This is a genomic window from Mesorhizobium sp. P2_D5, assembly GCF_056404355.1.
This window is the reverse complement of sequence record NZ_JBFUEE010000004.1, coordinates 726,631-743,035: the sequence shown is the minus strand read 5'-3', so window position 1 is coordinate 743,035 and position 16,405 is coordinate 726,631. Positions and strand designations below refer to the sequence as shown.

At 62.2% G+C, this 16,405-nt stretch carries 19 protein-coding genes; 9 read left to right on the top strand and 10 right to left on the bottom strand.

Features of this window, described 5'->3' with window-relative positions; genetic code table 11:
* Positions 1-380 (bottom strand): B12-binding domain-containing protein (locus tag AC1DYW_RS21345; protein WP_477227537.1); only part of this gene is annotated, 380 nt, incomplete at its 3' end.
* Between the two features lie 275 nt (positions 381-655).
* Between AC1DYW_RS21345 and AC1DYW_RS21340 the strand changes: the two genes are divergently transcribed.
* The 4 genes from AC1DYW_RS21340 to AC1DYW_RS21325 all read left to right on the top strand — a co-directional run bounded on the left by AC1DYW_RS21340 (position 656) and on the right by AC1DYW_RS21325 (position 5,132).
* Complete coding sequence (locus AC1DYW_RS21340; RefSeq protein WP_477227536.1) at positions 656-2,230, top strand: trimethylamine methyltransferase family protein; 1,575 nt, start codon at positions 656-658, stop codon at positions 2,228-2,230.
* Positions 2,231-2,319: 89 nt separating this feature from the next.
* The gene (locus AC1DYW_RS21335; RefSeq protein ID WP_457154458.1) at positions 2,320-3,009 is read left to right on the top strand and encodes a hypothetical protein; all 690 of its coding nucleotides are present in this window, start codon (positions 2,320-2,322) and stop codon (positions 3,007-3,009) included.
* A 105-nt stretch (positions 3,010-3,114) separates the two neighbouring features.
* The gene (locus tag AC1DYW_RS21330) at positions 3,115-3,852 is read left to right on the top strand and encodes a dienelactone hydrolase family protein (protein WP_457154459.1); all 738 of its coding nucleotides are present in this window, start codon (positions 3,115-3,117) and stop codon (positions 3,850-3,852) included.
* Between the two features lie 101 nt (positions 3,853-3,953).
* Positions 3,954-5,132 carry a BaiN/RdsA family NAD(P)/FAD-dependent oxidoreductase gene (locus AC1DYW_RS21325; RefSeq protein ID WP_457154460.1) on the top strand — a complete coding sequence of 393 codons (1,179 nt, stop codon included), beginning with the start codon at positions 3,954-3,956 and terminating at the stop codon, positions 5,130-5,132.
* 22 nt (positions 5,133-5,154) lie between these two features.
* Here the strand turns inward: AC1DYW_RS21325 and AC1DYW_RS21320 are convergent, their stop codons facing one another.
* The 6 genes from AC1DYW_RS21320 to AC1DYW_RS21295 all read right to left on the bottom strand — a co-directional run bounded on the left by AC1DYW_RS21320 (position 5,155) and on the right by AC1DYW_RS21295 (position 7,552).
* A complete protein-coding gene (locus AC1DYW_RS21320; RefSeq protein WP_477227535.1) occupies positions 5,155-5,550 on the bottom strand; it encodes a DUF1801 domain-containing protein in 396 nt (131 codons plus the stop codon).
* A gap of 42 nt (positions 5,551-5,592) precedes the next feature.
* Positions 5,593-5,985, bottom strand: a complete 393-nt coding sequence (locus AC1DYW_RS21315) for a VOC family protein (RefSeq protein WP_457154977.1) — start codon at positions 5,983-5,985, stop codon at positions 5,593-5,595.
* Positions 5,986-6,066: 81 nt separating this feature from the next.
* Entirely contained in the window at positions 6,067-6,516 is a 450-nt protein-coding gene (locus AC1DYW_RS21310) for a DUF1801 domain-containing protein (protein ID WP_457154976.1), read from the bottom strand.
* A gap of 12 nt (positions 6,517-6,528) precedes the next feature.
* On the bottom strand, positions 6,529-6,750 hold the full coding sequence (locus AC1DYW_RS21305; protein WP_457154975.1) for a hypothetical protein: 222 nt from the start codon (positions 6,748-6,750) through the stop codon (positions 6,529-6,531).
* A gap of 56 nt (positions 6,751-6,806) precedes the next feature.
* Positions 6,807-7,232, bottom strand: coding sequence for an SRPBCC family protein (locus AC1DYW_RS21300; protein ID WP_457154974.1), 426 nt, complete (start codon positions 7,230-7,232; stop codon positions 6,807-6,809).
* Positions 7,229-7,552 (bottom strand): ArsR/SmtB family transcription factor, encoded by a 324-nt coding sequence (locus AC1DYW_RS21295; RefSeq protein ID WP_457154973.1) that lies wholly within the window; start codon positions 7,550-7,552, stop codon positions 7,229-7,231. The genes AC1DYW_RS21300 and AC1DYW_RS21295 overlap by 4 nt, the downstream gene beginning before the upstream one ends.
* 154 nt (positions 7,553-7,706) lie before the next feature.
* Between AC1DYW_RS21295 and AC1DYW_RS21290 the strand changes: the two genes are divergently transcribed.
* From AC1DYW_RS21290 to AC1DYW_RS21280, 3 genes are all read left to right on the top strand, one after another.
* Positions 7,707-8,267 (top strand): RNA polymerase sigma factor, encoded by a 561-nt coding sequence (locus tag AC1DYW_RS21290; RefSeq protein WP_095087997.1) that lies wholly within the window; start codon positions 7,707-7,709, stop codon positions 8,265-8,267.
* Positions 8,268-8,269: 2 nt separating this feature from the next.
* A complete protein-coding gene (locus AC1DYW_RS21285) occupies positions 8,270-10,417 on the top strand; it encodes a vWA domain-containing protein (RefSeq protein WP_477227534.1) in 2,148 nt (715 codons plus the stop codon).
* 241 nt (positions 10,418-10,658) lie between these two features.
* Positions 10,659-10,904: a hypothetical protein gene (locus AC1DYW_RS21280; RefSeq protein ID WP_457154951.1), complete on the top strand. Its 246-nt coding sequence runs from the start codon at positions 10,659-10,661 to the stop codon at positions 10,902-10,904.
* A 16-nt stretch (positions 10,905-10,920) separates the two neighbouring features.
* Here the strand turns inward: AC1DYW_RS21280 and bmt are convergent, their stop codons facing one another.
* Both bmt and AC1DYW_RS21270 read right to left on the bottom strand, forming a co-directional pair.
* The gene (gene bmt / locus AC1DYW_RS21275; RefSeq protein ID WP_477227553.1) at positions 10,921-11,943 is read right to left on the bottom strand and encodes a betaine--homocysteine S-methyltransferase; all 1,023 of its coding nucleotides are present in this window, start codon (positions 11,941-11,943) and stop codon (positions 10,921-10,923) included.
* A gap of 134 nt (positions 11,944-12,077) precedes the next feature.
* Positions 12,078-12,935 carry a helix-turn-helix domain-containing protein gene (locus tag AC1DYW_RS21270; protein WP_477227533.1) on the bottom strand — a complete coding sequence of 286 codons (858 nt, stop codon included), beginning with the start codon at positions 12,933-12,935 and terminating at the stop codon, positions 12,078-12,080.
* A gap of 229 nt (positions 12,936-13,164) precedes the next feature.
* On the opposite strand from AC1DYW_RS21270, the gene AC1DYW_RS21265 reads away from it, so the two are divergent.
* On the top strand, positions 13,165-14,175 hold the full coding sequence (locus tag AC1DYW_RS21265) for a fatty acid desaturase (protein WP_477227532.1): 1,011 nt from the start codon (positions 13,165-13,167) through the stop codon (positions 14,173-14,175).
* An 82-nt stretch (positions 14,176-14,257) separates the two neighbouring features.
* Complete coding sequence (locus tag AC1DYW_RS21260) at positions 14,258-15,085, top strand: phosphate/phosphite/phosphonate ABC transporter substrate-binding protein (protein WP_477227531.1); 828 nt, start codon at positions 14,258-14,260, stop codon at positions 15,083-15,085.
* Here the strand turns inward: AC1DYW_RS21260 and AC1DYW_RS21255 are convergent.
* Complete coding sequence (locus tag AC1DYW_RS21255) at positions 15,050-16,405, bottom strand: M24 family metallopeptidase (protein ID WP_477227530.1); 1,356 nt, start codon at positions 16,403-16,405, stop codon at positions 15,050-15,052. The two genes, AC1DYW_RS21260 and AC1DYW_RS21255, sit on opposite strands and share 36 nt — an antisense overlap.

The following is a 16,405-nucleotide window of genomic DNA, read 5'->3' as shown; positions in this document are numbered from 1 at the left end:
CCTTCCATCATCATGCCGACGAGGTTCTTGCCGATGTCGTGGATGTCGCCCTTGACGGTGCCGATGACCATCTTGCCCTGCTTCGGCGCGGCGGTCGAGGCAAGCAGCGGACGCAGGATGAACATGCCGGCCGTCTTCGCGGTGGCCGACAACAGCACTTCGGGACCGTCGAGGATGCCGTCGCGAAGATCCTCGCCGACGATGCGCGTGCCTTCGACCAGCGCCTCGGTCAGCACYTTGTAAGGCACCCAGCCGCGCTCGAGCAGGATGTTGGTGCCTTCCTCGATCTCTTCCTTCAGCCCGTCATAGAGATCGTCGTGCATCTGCTGCACCAACTCGTCGTCGGAAAGTTCGGAAAGGATGATCTCGTCGTCGGACATTTGTATCGAGCTCCTGCCGGCATCGCGACTGCGTCGCAAGGCACACAATATTCGCGTTCATACCTAACCCGCTGGGGGCATGTATCCATAGCTGATTTGCGACTTCCCGCAAAAGGAAAGCGACCGTAACTCTCTTGGAATTCTTGTCGATTTTGCGACAGCCGTTGGCGCTGGCGGGCCGTTTCGAATAGGGTGCTTGGCTACGATCCGGCAAGAAGCGGCGATACGCTGCCGCAATGGATTCCGGACAAGAACAAATTCAGGGAAGAGCGATCATGAGCGAACACGCGGCAGTCGATCAGGAAGCGTCAAACGCGCGACGCGGGCGCGGCGCCAGCGGCGGAGCGGCTGCCCGGCGTGCAGCCCGTTCGGGCGGCGGCCCCGGCACCCAGCTCACCTATATCAAGCGCAAGATCAACGTCTATGAGGTACTGGACGAGGAAGGCCTGGCGCTGATCGAGAAGAACACCGACACGGTGCTCGAGGAGATCGGCATCATCTTCCGCGACGACGCGGAAGCGCTGCAGCTGTGGAAAGAAGCCGGCGCCGACGTCAAGGGCGAACGCGTGCACTTTCCCAAAGGGCTCTGCCGCTCGCTGCTGAAGACCGCGCCGTCCGTCTACACCCAGCACGCCCGCAATTCCGAACGCTCGGTGCAGATCGGCGGCAACGCCACTGTCTTTGCGCCGGTCTATGGCCCGCCCTTCGTGCGCGATCTCGACGGCGTCAGGCGCTATGCGACCATCGAGGATTTCCGGAATTTCGTGAAGCTCGCCTACATGGCGCCGTCGATCCACCATTCGGGCGGCACCGTGTGCGAACCGGTCGATGTGCCGGTCAACAAGCGCCATCTCGACATGATCTACAGCCACATCAAATATTCGGACAAGCCGTTCATGGGCTCGGTGACAGCGCCCGAGCGCGCCGAGGACACCGTCGCCATGGCCAAGATCGTGTTCGGCGACGACTTCGTCGAAAACAACACGGTGCTGACCAGCCTGATCAACGCCAACTCGCCGATGGTGTTCGACGAGACCATGCTCGGCGCGCTGAAAGTCTATTCGCGCCACAACCAGGCCTGCATCGTCACGCCGTTCATTCTCGCCGGTGCGATGAGCCCGGTGACGGTCGCCGGGACGCTGACGCAGGTTTTGGCCGAGGTGCTGGCCGGCGCGTCGTTCACCCAGCTGATCCGGCCGGGCGCGCCGGTGCTGTTCGGCACTTTCGCCTCGTCAATCTCCATGCAATCGGGCGCGCCGACCTTCGGCACGCCCGAGCCGTCGCTGGTGTCCTATGGCGCCGCACAGCTCGCACGTCGCCTCGGCCTGCCGTTCCGCACCGGCGGCTCGCTTTGCGCATCCAAGGTTCCGGACGCTCAGGCGGCCTATGAAAGCGCCAACACGCTGAACTCGACCATCCTGGCCGGCACCAACTTCGTGCTGCACTCGGCCGGCTGGCTCGAGGGCGGGCTCGCCTCCTGCTACGAAAAATTCATGATGGACATCGACCAGCTCGGCATGACGCAGAAGTTCTCCGAGGGCGTCGATCTGTCGGAAAACGGTCAGGCGATGGATGCCATCCGCCAGGTCGGACCGGGCAGCCACTATCTCGGCTGCGACCACACCCAGGCCAATTTCCAGACCGCCTTCTATCGCTCCAACATCGCCGACAACAATTCCTACGAACAGTGGCTGGCCGAGGGCGAGAAGACCGCGCCGCAGCGCGCCAACGAGCTCGCCCGCCGCTGGCTGGAAAGCTATGAGGCACCATACCTCGATCCGAGCACCGACGAAGCCTTGAAGGACTTCATCGCCAAGAAGAAGGGGTCGATGCCCGACGCCTTCACTTGAAAGGAGCCCGAGTCAGGCGGGGCTAAAGTCGCCAACATCATTCACAAGGAAGTCTGGCGGAGTGCATTCTCCGATCCGGTCAAGAAGGAATGATTGCGCCTGCCGGCAGCGTTGACCGTATCGCTTCGGCGCTTCTCGCCAACGGCCTTGTTCTACGTGGCGGCTTCAATTTTGAGCTGGGCGATGCGCCGCCACCGGGCCAGTCGGGCGCTCCCTCCAAGGCCGTGCTGCTGGTGGGGCAGGCGGGTGCTGCGTCCTGGCCGCATTTCCTGCGCTGGCGGGAAAAGCAATCGCCGACCATTGCCAATCCGCTCGACACCTGGTCGCGTGAAGTGATCGGGGCGGTGGCCGAGGTATTCGGGGCGAGGGCCATTTCACCGTCCGACAAGCCCTATCTGCCATTTCAGCAATGGGCGATGCGGGCGGAGGGGCTGAAGCCGTCACCGCTCGGCATCCTCATGCATCCGCAATATGGGCTGTGGCACGCCTATCGTGGTGCGCTGCTGTTCGAGCAAGAACTTCCTCTCCAAGCCGTTGAGACGCCGCTCCACCTTTGCGATGCATGTGTGGAAAAACCTTGCCTGAAATCCTGTCCGGTCGACGCTTATTCCGAACAAGGTTTCGCCTACCAATCCTGTCTGGCGCATGTGCGGGGAGCAAATGGCGGACCGTGCCGAAGCGGCGGCTGCCTCGACCGCAACGCCTGTCCGTACGGCACGGCCTATCGCTATCCATTGGAGATCCAGGCTTTTCATATGGCGGCATTCGCCGGTCTGTAGTCGCCACGCCATCCTGCACGAAATGTTGACTGCCGGGTTCAGGGAACGCCTTGTTCTGGCGGCTCACGCGGATATGTATCGCGCATCTAATGAACGGAGCAGGCGATGACGAAACAAGACCTTCAGATCAAGACCAGGGATGGCGTTGCCAGGGCAGGACTTTTCCGCGCTGCAAACACGTCCCCGGCCAAGGCCGGCATCATCCTGTATATGGATGCGTTCGGGCCGCGCGCTGCGCTCGATGGCATGGCGGAACGGTTGGCGGGCGAAGGCTATGCGGTGTTGGTGCCGGACCTGTTCTACCGCAATGCGCCCTACGGGCCGTTCGACGCCAAGACCGCCTTTGCCGAGGAAAAGACCAAGACAGTGCTGATGGCGCTGGTCACCGGCACCACGCAAGAGATGACCATCAGCGACAGTGGTGCATTCGTCGATGCGCTGGCTGCCGAGGGTGTTACCGGACCGATCGGGACGGTGGGCTATTGCATGGGCGGCGCACGGGCATTGAACGCCGCTGCAACCTATCCCGAGCAGATAAGGGCGGCGGCCAGTTTCCATGGCGGCAATCTGGCCAGCGATGCCGCCGACAGCCCGCATCGCAAGGCTGCCTCGATCAAGGCGCGTGTCTATGTCGGCACGTCCGGTGTCGACAGAAGTTTCCCGCCTGAGCAGTCGGCACGACTTGCCGAGGCGCTGCGAGTTGCGGAAGTCGACCATGTGATCGAGAACTATGTCGGCATGGCGCATGGCTGGTGCGTGCCGGATCATAGCGTCTTCGATGCGATCGGCGCCGAGCGCCATTGGAAGCGGTTGACGACGCTTTTTGCCGAAACGCTGATCTAAAACGGACCGGGACGTTGCCTGCGGTCGCACCGAACGGGTAGAGACTTGCACGATTGGCGCCGCCTGCTGAACGGCGCCGTCAGCGGGAACGATTTGGCCTGATGCAATCCTATGATGTCGTGATCATCGGCGCGGGCGCCGCCGGAATGATGTGCGCCGTGGAGACGGCCAAGCGCGGCCGTTCGGTGCTGATCCTCGATCACGCGGCGATGCCCGGCGAAAAGATCCGCATCTCCGGCGGAGGCCGGTGCAATTTCACCAACATCCATGCCAGCCCGAAGAACTTTCTCTCGGGCAATCCGCATTTCTGCATCTCGGCGCTCAGCCGCTACACGCAGCGCGATTTCATCGCGCTCGTCGAGCGCCACCGCATTGCCTATCACGAAAAGACGCTGGGGCAGTTGTTCTGCGACGGCTCCGCACGCCAGATCATCGACATGATGGTCGCGGAAATGCGGAGCAGGGGCGTGGAACTGGCACTGTCGGCCAACGTCGGTGATGTCCGCAGAACCGTGGAAGGATTTGTGCTTACCCTCTCCACCGGTACGGTCGCATGCCAGTCCCTGGTCGTGGCGTGTGGCGGCAAGTCGATTCCCAAAATGGGGGCGACCGGCTTCGGCTACGAGCTTGCCGAACGGTTTGGTCTTGCCATTGTCGAAACGCGGCCGGCGCTGGTGCCGCTGACCTTCGACGCAAAAACGCTCGAGCGGCTGGCGCCCCTGGCCGGCAATGCCGTCGAAGCGGAAGTCGCCTGTGGCAAGACACGGTTTTCCGAAGCGATGCTGTTCACGCATCGCGGCGTCAGCGGACCGTCCATCCTGCAGATATCGTCCTATTGGCGCGAGGGAGACGAAATCCGCATCGCCATGCTGCCGGGAGCCGACGTGGCAGACCTCATTCGCACCGCCAAGCGCGGCAACGGACGGCAAGCGGTGCAGACGGTGCTGGCAAATCATCTGCCGAAGCGGCTTGCGCAGTCGATCGCCGAGCGCACCGGGATCGACGGCAACCTCGCCGATCTTTCGGATGCTGAGATCAAAACCATCGCCGCGGCGGTCAATGACTGGCACATCAAGCCGGCCGGTTCGGAGGGCTATCGTACGGCCGAAGTGACGCTTGGCGGGGTCGATACCAACGGACTTGACCAGAAGACGATGCAGGCGAAATCTGTCCCAGGCCTGTTCTTCATCGGCGAAGTCGTCGACGTCACGGGGTGGCTGGGCGGTTATAATTTCCAGTGGGCGTGGTCGTCCGGCTGGGTTGCGGGGCAAGCGGCCTAAAGCACCAAAAATGGCGACGATGCTACTTCGGTGCCTTCGCCAGCGCTTTCTTCTTCTTTTTGGCCTGGTTGTAATCGATGGCGGCCCGGACAAGGTCTTTCAGCGCGCGCTCATCGAGCTCATCGCCCTCGAAAAGATCGATCGCACGCCACACCTTGCCGTCCAACCCCGCGTTGAAGAGCTTGCCGGGGTCCGGCAGGCTGGCGCCGTGGGAAAAGGTCAGTTTCACCTTGTCCTTGTGGGCGTTGCCGACGGCGATCATTCCGTCGCGGGACCACACCGGGCTTCCCATCCACTTCCATTCCTCGATGATCTCGCCATCGGCTTCAAGAATGGTCTTGCGGACGCTGGCGAGCGTCTTGCCACGCCAGTCCGTGAGGCCCGCGATCAGCTGGTCGATCTGTTGCGATGGAATCATTGCGTGCCTTTCTCTGCCACGACGCGTTTTGTTTGCCGCGCTTTACCAGCGCGCCAGCTGGGTGATCTGAACGAGGTTGCCGCAGGTGTCGTTCAACTGGGCGATGGTCGAGCCGGTCGCCTCGGTCGGCGGCATGGTGAACTCGCCGCCGCTCGCCTTGATGCGCTCGTAGTCGCCCTTGACGTCATCGGTGAAGAACATGACCGCGGGCTGGCCTTGCTTGAAGATGGCTTGCTGATAGGCCTTGGCGGCCGGGTTGTCGTTGAGCGCGAGTTGCAGCTCGGTTCCATCGGGCTCTTCGGACGAGGCCACGGTCAACCAGCGATAGGGCCCATTGCTGAAGTCGGCCTTCTTGGTGAGGCCGAGCACTTCAGTATAGAAGCGCAGGGCGTTTTCCTGGTCGTCCACATAGACGCTGGTCAGCTTGATCTTCATCGCTATTTCTCCTCTGTCCGCCCTGTCGGAAGGGCGTGGTTTGAATTGTGCTGGCAGGCTTCAATCAATCCGCGGGCGCGGCTACGGGATCCAGCCGGGCAGGGCGGCGGCCTGCTTCACCCACTCCGCCATCTGCGCCTCGTCGAACGCGTCGCCTTCGCGGATGTCGATCCAGCGTGCGTCCTTGCTTTTCGCCGTGCCGCCGGGCGGGACCGGCCGCAACGACATGCCGCTGAAGAAGGTCACCTTCACGTAGCGGGTCAGGACATGGAACGTCACGAACCAGCCTTGGCCCTCGATGCCGTAGAACGGCGAATTCCATCTCACGGCTTTGCGGACATCAGGCACATTGCGCACGATGAGTGCGTCGAGGCGCTCGCCGAGGCCGCGTTTCCAGCCCGGCATTGCAGCGATATAGGCCTGCACCGGCGCGTCGCCGTCCCCCTTCGCGATTTGCGGGTTGCCGCCCGACAGCAGGACTGGTGCAGCCTTGGCCGCGACCTTGGTCGATTGCCCCTGCGTCTTGGCCATTCTGCCCATTTCCTATGCGCCCGCGCGTTCCCTGCCGTTTCCCTTGGCGGCATACGGCAGCGCGAACATGTACAAGCCACTGAACAGCAGCAAGAAGAGCGGCAAGAGCGGCGAGTAGACGATCCAGGCAGGCGGCTGCCCCAATGTCATGGCAACGAAGTTGGCGATGACGGTCAGCGTAAAGATGATCGACAGCCAGCGATGAGTTTGCCGAATCCACTTGTTCCAATCCAATGAGACCTCCCGTTAAAAACGAGCCGAAGCGGACCCAGTGATCCGCTCGGCGGGTTTCAATCCATTCGCGCCAGGACCTCAGCCAGGTTTGCAAAGTACTGCCGCCACCCACTCGTCGCACCCCGGTATGCCTGCTCCTGATCAGGCCGGAAGCCGGACTGCTCCATCCGCAATCGAGTGCCCGTGCTGGTCGGCATGAGAGTCCATGTGACGACACTCTCGAGGCCATAGGCCTGCCAAGTGTAGGACAGTGTCTTGTTCGGCTCGATTGCGGTTACCTGACAGTCAACGACGATGCTCACGTCAGGCTGCGGGTCCTTTCGCAGATTGAAACGATGACCCGCGACTGGCTTGAAATCATTCTTCATCAGCCACTCCTCGATCAAATGCGGTTGGGTGAGCGCGCGCCAGATCTTTTCCGGCGGATGAGGTATCTCTCGTTCGACAATGACGGAGCGCGTTTCGATCGCAATGTTGGTCATTGGTCCATTCTATTGAGCAGATTTTCGAGGTCGTCGAACCGGCTCTGCCAGAATGCGTTCATCTGGTTCGTCCAGTCTGTCAGCGGTGCAAGTGCGCCGAGTTGGGCGCTGTAATGGGTCTGCCGCCCCTCATGGCGGTCGCGCACCAGCCCGGCATGCCTGAGCACGCCGAGATGCTTTGACACGGCTGGTTGCGAGACCCCGGACTGAGCCGTCAGGGCGCCGACCGTCTGCTCGCCTTCCCGGCACAGGCGCTCGAAGATGGCCCGACGCGTCGGATCGGAGAGCGTTCGGAAAAGGACATCGTGAGCATTCGTCATGGGGATCGATAACTCGGCGGCTATTGATTTACGTATAACTGCAGAGATATGTATCTGTCAAGCGGGGCAGCGATGGCCACGATCTGCCCGTTTCCAAAAAAATCTTTCCATTGCCCCAAGGAATCGCCATTAGCCTTCGTCCAACAGGCAAATGATGGCGATGATGCTGGATGAGAGCGAAGCCTCCGACGCCGAACTGATCGGGCGGGCGAAGGGCGGAGACAGGGGGGCCTTCAGCAAATTGCTGGAAAGGCACTATGACTTCGTCTATCGCGCCGCCTATCGCTGGTGCGGCAAGAAGGCCGATGCCGAAGACATCGCCCAGGAAGTCTGCGTCCGGCTCGGCCGGGCTATCCGCGACTATCGCGGGGGCGGCGCCTTCACGACATGGCTTTACTCCGTGACCCTGAACGCCGCGCGCGACATGATGCGCAAGTCCGCCCGCGATATGGCAAAGACGGAGGCCTATGGCGTTCACGCGCTAATCTCGGGCGAGGCTTCGGCAGAGCCGGAAGACCCGGCCGAGGCATTGTGGGCGGCGGTAAGGCAGTTGCCGGACAAGCAGCGCGACGCCGTGCTGCTGGTCTATGGCGAGGGCTTGAGCCATGCGGCCGCCGCCGAGGCGATGGCGATCTCGGAGGCGACGGTTTCCTGGCACATCCATGAAGCGAAGAAACGGCTGAAGACGCTGATGCGCTCGGCCGGGGAAGTGTGACCATGGTCGACGACAACGAACTCAACAGACTGCGCGACATCGCGGCGCCGGCGCCGGGCGAGAGCGCGAAGGCTCGTGCCTTCGAAGCCGCCATGCGCGCCTATGATCAGGAAAATATTTCGACCGTGAGCCAAGGATCGGTAGGCGGGCTTCGTCTCACAGAGCGAGCACAAAAGCTCTGGAGCGAGATCATGCAAAAGAAACTCATTGCCGCGCCGGCTCTTGCCGGGCTCGTCGCCCTGCCGATCGCCGGATACGCCACCTTCCACATGCTGAGGGAACAGCCGCCCAAATTCGGCGGCGACGAGAAGATCACCGAAACGCTGGCCGACAAGCCTGCGACGGTGAAGCAGACGACCAACGAGCTCAAGCCGGCCCGCACCGAACTGGAGAAAGACAAGAAGGCCGACGCGGATGTAGAAAGCCGCGACGCCTCAGATGCGCTTGTCGCGCCGGCCTCACCGCCGAAATCCGAATCGACCGTTGCTATCGGCGGTGCACAGCAGGAGGCGGCGAAGGGCGCTCCCCGACAGGATGCTACTGGCGCCGGAAGTGTGGCAATGAATAGTGCACCCCCGGCACCGGCCCCGACAGGCGAATTTGCGCTGGACGGTACTGTAAGTGCCCCCAGCATGTCGCGGAGTCTCGCGCCGGCCGAGTCCAAGCTGATGGCGCAGCAGCCAGCCATGGCTCCGGCCGACCAGGTTCAGCCGCAAGAGCAAAACCGCGACCGCATCGAGGATTTCAAGACCAATCCGGTGCATGCCGCGCTTGAGGATCCGGTCTCGACCTTCTCGATCGATGTCGACACGGCTTCCTATTCCTTCGTGCGGCGTTCGCTGAAGGAAGGGTTCGTGCCGCAGGCCGATACGGTCCGCGTCGAGGAGATGATCAACTACTTCCCTTATGACTGGAAGGGCCCGGACTCCGCCACGACGCCGTTCAACTCGACGGTCAGCGTCATGCCGACACCGTGGAACACGCACACCAAGCTGATGCATGTCGCCATCAAGGGTTTTGACGTCAAGCCGACCGAGCAGCCGAAAGCCAATCTGGTCTTCCTGATCGACGTCTCGGGCTCGATGGACGAGCCGGACAAGCTGCCGCTGCTCAAGTCGGCTTTCCGGCTTCTGGTCGGCAAATTGAAGGCAGACGACACGATCTCGATCGTGACCTATGCCGGTGAGGCCGGCACCGTGCTGATGCCGACAAAAGTTGCCGAGAAGGACAAGATCCTCAATGCCATCGACAATCTGCAGCCCGGCGGCTCGACGGCCGGCGAGGCGGGCATCAAGGAAGCCTACAGACTTGCCCAGCAATCCTTCGTCAAGGACGGCGTCAACCGGGTGATGCTCGCCACCGATGGCGACTTCAACGTTGGTCAGACTGATGACGACGACCTGAAGCGTTTGATCGAGAGCGAGCGCAAGACCGGTGTCTTCCTGTCGGTGTTCGGCTTTGGCCGCGGCAATCTGAACGACCAGATGATGCAGACCATCGCCCAGAACGGCAACGGCACGGCCGCCTATATCGACACGCTCGCCGAGGCCGAGAAGGTGCTGGTCGAGGACGCCTCCTCGACGCTGTTCACGATCGCCAAGGATGTGAAGATCCAGGTCGAGTTCAACCCCAACAAGGTCTCGGAATACCGGCTGATCGGCTACGAGACCCGGGCGCTCAACCGTGAGGATTTCAACAATGACCGCGTCGATGCCGGCGATATCGGTTCGGGTCATTCGGTCACCGCGATCTACGAGATCACGCCGAAGGGCAGCGGTGGCGAGCAGATCGACCCGCTGCGCTACGGCCAGGCGTCGGTGGACAATGGGGGCATCGCCAATGCCGGCGAATATGCCTTCGTCAAGATCCGCTACAAGCTGCCCAACGAGGACGTCTCGAAGCTGATCACCACGCCGGTGACTTCGGCCAACGAGGTGGCGTCGTTCGACGAGGCCGGCACCGACCAGCGCTTCTCCGTGGCCGTCGCGGCCTTCGGCCAGAAGCTGCGCGACGAGGATGCAACCGCGAAGTTCGGTTACGACAAGATCATGGAGATTGCCACTGCCGCTCGAGGATCCGACCCGTTTGGGTACAGGTCCGAGTTCCTCTCGCTTGTGCGCCTTGCCTCTGCGCTGGGCGGAAATCGGTAGTGGTGATGACGGCCGGTTTCTTTCAGATGGGATCGTTCTGATACGGGAAACCGACCCACGGGCGGGTGAGGCAGGCCGGCGAGGGGTTCATTCCTTGCCGGCCTTTTTTTGCGGATTGTTAAATTGCGTTGGATTTCCGGTAGATGATCGCAATTTCCTCTTGTTACGCAGAGGCTAATGTTTGGGCTTGAGGGGGCCGGAATTGCTGATCAGGACTGTTGCGAACTCGATAACCCGAGATATGCCGGCACTTGGATCGCCAGCCTCCACGCCATCGGCGGAATCCAGGCGCATCAGCGACGATGTCGCTCAAGCGCGTAACACCGCCATATCAGCGCTGAACAATGATCGTTTTCGAGTCATGCTGGAGCAGATCTCCGACCCCACTGCATCGGGCGCACTGATGACGATGCGCGGCGATACGGCCGCCGGCGCCGGTACCGATTTCAAGTCGGCGCAGTCGAGTTACGCCGACAACAGCGAATAATCAGAATCGATAAGGGTCAGGCCCGGCTGCGGCGACGCTCGCGGCGGGCTTCGCTGGTCTCAGCGGTGTTTTCCGTCGCCACCTTGTTGCGCATCGGACCGATACGCTCGACAATCGCGCCAACGGTCGGACGATCCGCCTTGGTGTGCGCGTCGAGTGCCTTGCGCATGGCGGCAAGGTGCTGAAACGACGTGCCGCAGCAGCCGCCGACGATTTTCGCACCGGCATCGACGGCAAGCCTGACATAGTCGGCCATCAGTTCCGGCGTGCCGGAATAATGAATCTCGGTGCCGCGGAATTCGGGAATGCCGCAATTGCCCTTGACGATCACAGTCGCCTCCGGCTTCGCCTCGGTCATGTCGAGCAGCGATGCCAGGATGTCGGAGGCGCCAACGCCGCAATTGGCACCGACGCCGAGCGGCGCTTGCGACAAGCCGTCGACGACGCCGTGGATGTCCTTCGGCAGCAGGCCCATCATGGTGCGGCCGGCGGTGTCGAAGGACCCGGTGTAGGTGTAGGGCAGGCCGACGCGGATGGCGGCTTCGGCAGCGGCGCGGATCTCGTCGGGAGCCGACATGGTCTCGATCCAGGCGACTTCGGCGCCACCGGCCTTGAGACCCTCGATCTGTTCGGCAAAGGCATCGACGGCCTCGTCATAGGTCATGGCGCCAAGCGGCACCAGCAATTCACCGGTCGGGCCGACCGAGCCGGCGACGATCACCTTGCGGCCGGCCTTGTCGGCGACGGCACGGGCAATCTCGGCGGCGCGCTTGTTCAGCGCGTGCACGCGGTCCTGCGCATGGTGCAGCTTCAGCCGGTGACGGGTGCCGCCGAAGGAATTGGTGAGGATGATGTCGGCGCCCGCATCGACGAAATTCTGGTGCAGGCTGCTGATGGTTTCGGGCGCCGTCTCGTTCAGCAGCTCCGGCGCTTCGCCAGCCTCCAGCCCCATGGCGAACAAATTGGTGCCAGTGGCGCCATCGGCCAGCAGCACGCCCTTTTCGGCCAGCAGGGCATCGATCGGGTTGGTCGTCGTCATCGGATTGGCTTTCATGTTTCGAAATTCGGATAAGGATATAAAGAAGTCTTTATGTGTAGTCAATGATATTGCGGCGATTGACTGGCCATGTCGACGGCCGGGCGTTGGGTTGAATGGCCCACGATTGCCGTCGATCAGGCAGAGCTTGATGCGAAGGACATGTCAGCCAGATTGCGCGCGAAGGCGGCGGCTTCGTGCGGGTTGACGTCGGCGGCACGGATCAGATTGTCGAAATGCTGGGTCAAGGCCTGGACCGGCTGGGTGGCGTTCAGCACCACATACATGTCGCCGACATAGATAGCCGCCCGATAGGGGCCGAAGATGGTGAGGGGAATGGAATAGCGCATGCGGCCGTCATATAGAAACAAGCGGAAGGTCGGGTAGAGATCGTCAAGCAGCGTTGCCATATGGGCGAGTTGCTGTCGGCGGTCGGCCTCCGGAAAACGGTCCCACACGCCAAGGCCGCGGGCGAAGATCTCCAGCGTATGGCGCGGCATGCAGACTTCCATGTCGGTTTCCGGCCGCCGGTTGTAGTCGATGCGGTACTGGGTTTCGTTGGCTTGCGTCTGACGGCTCCTGTTGGTGATGTTGGCTTCATAGTCGACGAGCGCGTGTGTTCGCAGAAGATCGGGGATGCCGGCCGGCACATAGCGGATCTTGGTACCGGCAGCCTCGGCGAACCACTTTGCCAGCAGGGTGCGGTCGAAGCCGTCGCGCGCTTCCTCGATCTCCAGGCTTTCGCGGATCTCGCCAGTGACACCCTCGTCCTGGCTGAGGCCAAGCAGCCAGTCCAGCGACACTTTGAACTCGGCAGCGATATTGAGCAGGGTTTCCGCTCGGGGCAGGCGTGTCGAGGCGCCGGACAGCAGTTGCGACAGGGCCGACCGATCGATGCCGACCGCGGTCGCGAAAGATGACTGGTTGAGATCGGACCTTGTCAGGAGCAGCTTCAGACGCTCCCGAAAGATTGCTGACAGATCTCGTTTGTCCATCACTTCGCTCCGCGAATCAGGAGGAAAAATTTGCGCCAAAGCTGCCGAATGGACGCCTCAGGCGTAAATGAATCCCCAATATTGTTTACAATGCGTAACGTGTGCTGTCAAAAATGCGCAATCGCAACATTTTGTACACTTTGTCTCGTTGAGTGGAATCGCTTCTCCTGACACAATGATGTCAGGAACCAGTTGGGGTTCCGGCGACTGAGGGACAGTGGTCGATAGCATGACGAGCATGAGCATCAGACAGCGTAGCGTACCGGCCATCGAATGGCCGACCGTGGTTCTCGCATTTTTCTGCTACACAACATGGTTCGCCACCGGCTTCCTGCTCTGGCCATCCTACCCGATCTCCGCGCTCGCCGTCCTGGCCTTCACCGCCGCATTGCAGTCGTCGATCATGCACGAAGTGCTGCACGGTCATCCGACGCGCAATGCTCGGATCAATGAGGCCTTTGTGTTCCTGCCGATCGGTCTCGTCTGGCCGTTCCGCCGCTTCAAGACCATTCATCTGCGCCATCATGCCGACGAGCGGCTGACCGATCCGCTGGACGATCCCGAGAGCTACTACCAGGCGCTCTGGCAGCATGACGACTTGCCGCCGACGATGAAATTCCTGCTCAAGATCAACAACACCATGGCTGGCCGCTTCGTGCTCGGCCCCTGGCTGTCCTGCGTCGGCTTCTTCATCGACGACGCCAAGCACATGATCGCCGGCGACAAGGCGATCCGCAAGGCGTGGCTGCTGCATGCGATAGGCCTCGCCATCGTGATGCCCATCGTGCAGTTCGGCTTCGGCATCCCGCTGTGGCTCTACATCCTGGTGCCGGTCTGGCTCGGCCAGTCGCTGATCTCGATCCGCACCTTCGCCGAGCATCAATGGTCCGAACACCCGGAGGGCCGCACGGTGATCGTCGAGCGCTCGCCACTGTCGTTCCTGTTCCTCAACAACAATCTGCATTTCGTCCACCACAAGAGCCCGACCGTGGCGTGGTACCGGCTGCCGAAGCTGTTTCGCGACCGTCGCGACGAATGGTTGCGGATGAACAATGGCTATGCCTATCCGAACTATTTCGCGCTGATCAAAGCCTATGCCTTCAAGGCGAAGGAGCCGATCGTGCATCCGGTGCTGCGGCGCGCGCCGGAGCCAGGCAGGGCGTTCAAACCTCGCATCAGGGCGCGCAACATAAATGGGCTCGGCTCCGCGCCGGTTCCCGCCGAGCCGCCCAAGGAATGAGTTTTGCGGCGAGTGGGTAATGCCTGCTAGACTGGCTGCGGTCGGTCCCCTTCAATCCCAGATACAACGGTCAGATTCCGGCATGAGCGAATTGGTTGCGGCGTTGCCGATGTATGACTGGCCCGAAGCGCGCGACGAGGTCGACGCCCAATGGGCGCGCTTGCGCGACGCCTTCCGGCGGAGGGGTATCGACGCGCCGCAAACGATCGTGCGCCGCAATGGCGACCTGCCGCCGGTGCCGGGTGGCATTCATGATGCCCTGGGAAAACTGATCGCGCCAGACCCGGCGACATTGCCGCCGGACGAACTCGACTTTCACAAGCTTTGGCTGCATCCGGCGCTGCTGTTTGCGCAGACCTGCTGGGGGCCAATGGAACTCGGCCTGTCCAAACACGTTCAGGTGGTCGGCCAGCCGAGCTACGACGCCTGTGAAGGCGGGCAGGGCGAGCTCTATTCGAGCGCGCTGGTGATGAGGGCGGGCGAGGGGCTGGAGGTTCGATCTCCTGCGGACGGCCGCGCACTCGTCCCGCGCGATCTGATCCGTGGCAAGCGCTTCACCTTCAACAGCCTTGATTCCATGTCAGGCATCATTGCGCTGACGCGCGACCTGCAAGCGGCCGGCGAAGACCTGGATATATTCTCGACGCGCAGCGAAAGCGGCGGCCATCGCGACTCGATCGTCGCTGTGGCCGAAGGCAAGGCGGACGTCGCGGCCATCGACTGCGGAAGCTGGGCGCTGGCGCAGCGTTTCGAGCCGGCGGCGCAAGCGGTGAAGGTCGTCGGCTGGACGGGACGGCGCAAAGGCCTGCCGTTCATCACCGCCGCAACGACACCGGAAAAGACGGTCAGGGCGATGCGCGAGGCCCTTGCCGGACTAGCCGAGCAGCCTCGCATCCAACGGGTAGGTTGAAAGTTTTTCGTTGCCGGTTTCGGTGATGAGAATCTGCTCTTCGATCTTGACGCCTTCGCGTCCGCCAAGCCGGCCGATATAACTTTCCACGCACAGCACCATGCCTGACTCCAGCACGCCGTCCGGCGTGTCGGGGGTCCAGTCGCTGGCATGCGGCAAGGTCGGGTATTCGTCGGCCAGGCCGACGCCGTGATAGAGCACGCCGTAGCGCGTAGGAAAACAGTCTCCGGGCGGCACCGCCGAGCGTTCGACAAGGTCGCGGAACGAGGTGCCCGGCTGCATCAATTTGGTATTGTAGGTGATTTGATCTGCGGCGATGCGGAACAGGTCGCGCTGTTCGTTGGTCGGCTTTGCATCGCCGCACAGCCAGGTGCGCGACAGGTCGGCGCAGAAGCCGTAGGGGCCGATCAAGTCGGTGTCGAAGGCGACGAGGTCGCCGGCTTCGATCTTGCGCGACGAGCATTCCTGGAACCACGGGTTGGTGCGCGGGCCTGACGTCAGCAGCCGTGTCTCGATCCATTCGCCACCGCGCGCAATGTTGCCGCGATGCAGTTCGGCCCACAGCTCGTTCTCGGAAATGCCAGGCCGCAGAGCCTGCTCCATCTCGCCCATCGCCGCCTCGCAAGCGACGATGGCGCGGCGCATGGCGAGAATCTCGTCCGATGATTTGATCAGCCGCGCATTTTCCATCACCGCTTCGCCATTGCCGATCGTCACACCGAGCCGGGCGAGTTCCTCGACGCCTTCCGGGTTGATGTGATCGACCGCGATGCGGCTGTTGCCACCGCCATGTTCCCTGACCAGATCGGCAATGCTGGCGGCCCAGCGGCGGACTTTTTGCTCGGTCAGTTCGCCGCCATAGAGATACATCCATGAGACAGCCGGCCGCACCCCGTCGACGACGCCGGAATGGTCGGACAGGTGCTCGCAGGAAAAATAATCGAACAGCACCACCGGCCCGTCGGTGGCGACGAAACAATGCCTTGTCGGATTGTGCGCCACCCACAGCTGCATGTTGGTGGAATCGGTGGCGTAGCGGATGTTGACCGGGTCGTAGAGCAGGGCGCCGGCATAGTCGCGGCGCTTCAACTCGGCGCGGATGCGGTCCAGCCGGTATTGGCGCATCGCCGGCAGATCGGGAGCGGCAATACCTGCCGCTGCCCATTCAGCTTCCGCCTGGGCGCCATAGCCCAGCACGTGCTGGTTGAGCGACGCCGCCTTCTGGCGGGAAGCGTCGCGCAGCGCCTCGATCGAGCCCGGCTCGAACGGCATGATCTTGCGATGGCGGCCAAAGCTGCCCTTCGGCTCCGCGCTGTCCAT

What these genes read in the sequence shown, in the direction of transcription:
- AC1DYW_RS21325 (WP_457154460.1), top strand. Translation starts at nt 3,954, where the DNA reads ATGCAATCCTATGATGTCGTGATCATCGGCGCGGGCGCCGCCGGAATG.
- AC1DYW_RS21290 (WP_095087997.1), top strand. Translation starts at nt 7,707, where the DNA reads ATGGCGATGATGCTGGATGAGAGCGAAGCCTCCGACGCCGAACTGATC.
- AC1DYW_RS21265 (WP_477227532.1), top strand. Translation starts at nt 13,165, where the DNA reads ATGACGAGCATGAGCATCAGACAGCGTAGCGTACCGGCCATCGAATGG.
- AC1DYW_RS21270 (WP_477227533.1), bottom strand. Translation starts at nt 12,935, where the DNA reads ATGGACAAACGAGATCTGTCAGCAATCTTTCGGGAGCGTCTGAAGCTG.
- AC1DYW_RS21320 (WP_477227535.1), bottom strand. Translation starts at nt 5,550, where the DNA reads ATGATTCCATCGCAACAGATCGACCAGCTGATCGCGGGCCTCACGGAC.
- AC1DYW_RS21280 (WP_457154951.1), top strand. Translation starts at nt 10,659, where the DNA reads ATGCCGGCACTTGGATCGCCAGCCTCCACGCCATCGGCGGAATCCAGG.
- bmt (WP_477227553.1), bottom strand. Translation starts at nt 11,943, where the DNA reads ATGACGACGACCAACCCGATCGATGCCCTGCTGGCCGAAAAGGGCGTG.
- AC1DYW_RS21335 (WP_457154458.1), top strand. Translation starts at nt 2,320, where the DNA reads ATGATTGCGCCTGCCGGCAGCGTTGACCGTATCGCTTCGGCGCTTCTC.
- AC1DYW_RS21340 (WP_477227536.1), top strand. Translation starts at nt 656, where the DNA reads ATGAGCGAACACGCGGCAGTCGATCAGGAAGCGTCAAACGCGCGACGC.
- AC1DYW_RS21310 (WP_457154976.1), bottom strand. Translation starts at nt 6,516, where the DNA reads ATGGCCAAGACGCAGGGGCAATCGACCAAGGTCGCGGCCAAGGCTGCA.
- AC1DYW_RS21260 (WP_477227531.1), top strand. Translation starts at nt 14,258, where the DNA reads ATGAGCGAATTGGTTGCGGCGTTGCCGATGTATGACTGGCCCGAAGCG.
- AC1DYW_RS21295 (WP_457154973.1), bottom strand. Translation starts at nt 7,552, where the DNA reads ATGACGAATGCTCACGATGTCCTTTTCCGAACGCTCTCCGATCCGACG.
- AC1DYW_RS21330 (WP_457154459.1), top strand. Translation starts at nt 3,115, where the DNA reads ATGACGAAACAAGACCTTCAGATCAAGACCAGGGATGGCGTTGCCAGG.
- AC1DYW_RS21255 (WP_477227530.1), bottom strand. Translation starts at nt 16,405, where the DNA reads ATGGACAGCGCGGAGCCGAAGGGCAGCTTTGGCCGCCATCGCAAGATC.
- AC1DYW_RS21300 (WP_457154974.1), bottom strand. Translation starts at nt 7,232, where the DNA reads ATGACCAACATTGCGATCGAAACGCGCTCCGTCATTGTCGAACGAGAG.
- AC1DYW_RS21285 (WP_477227534.1), top strand. Translation starts at nt 8,270, where the DNA reads ATGGTCGACGACAACGAACTCAACAGACTGCGCGACATCGCGGCGCCG.
- AC1DYW_RS21315 (WP_457154977.1), bottom strand. Translation starts at nt 5,985, where the DNA reads ATGAAGATCAAGCTGACCAGCGTCTATGTGGACGACCAGGAAAACGCC.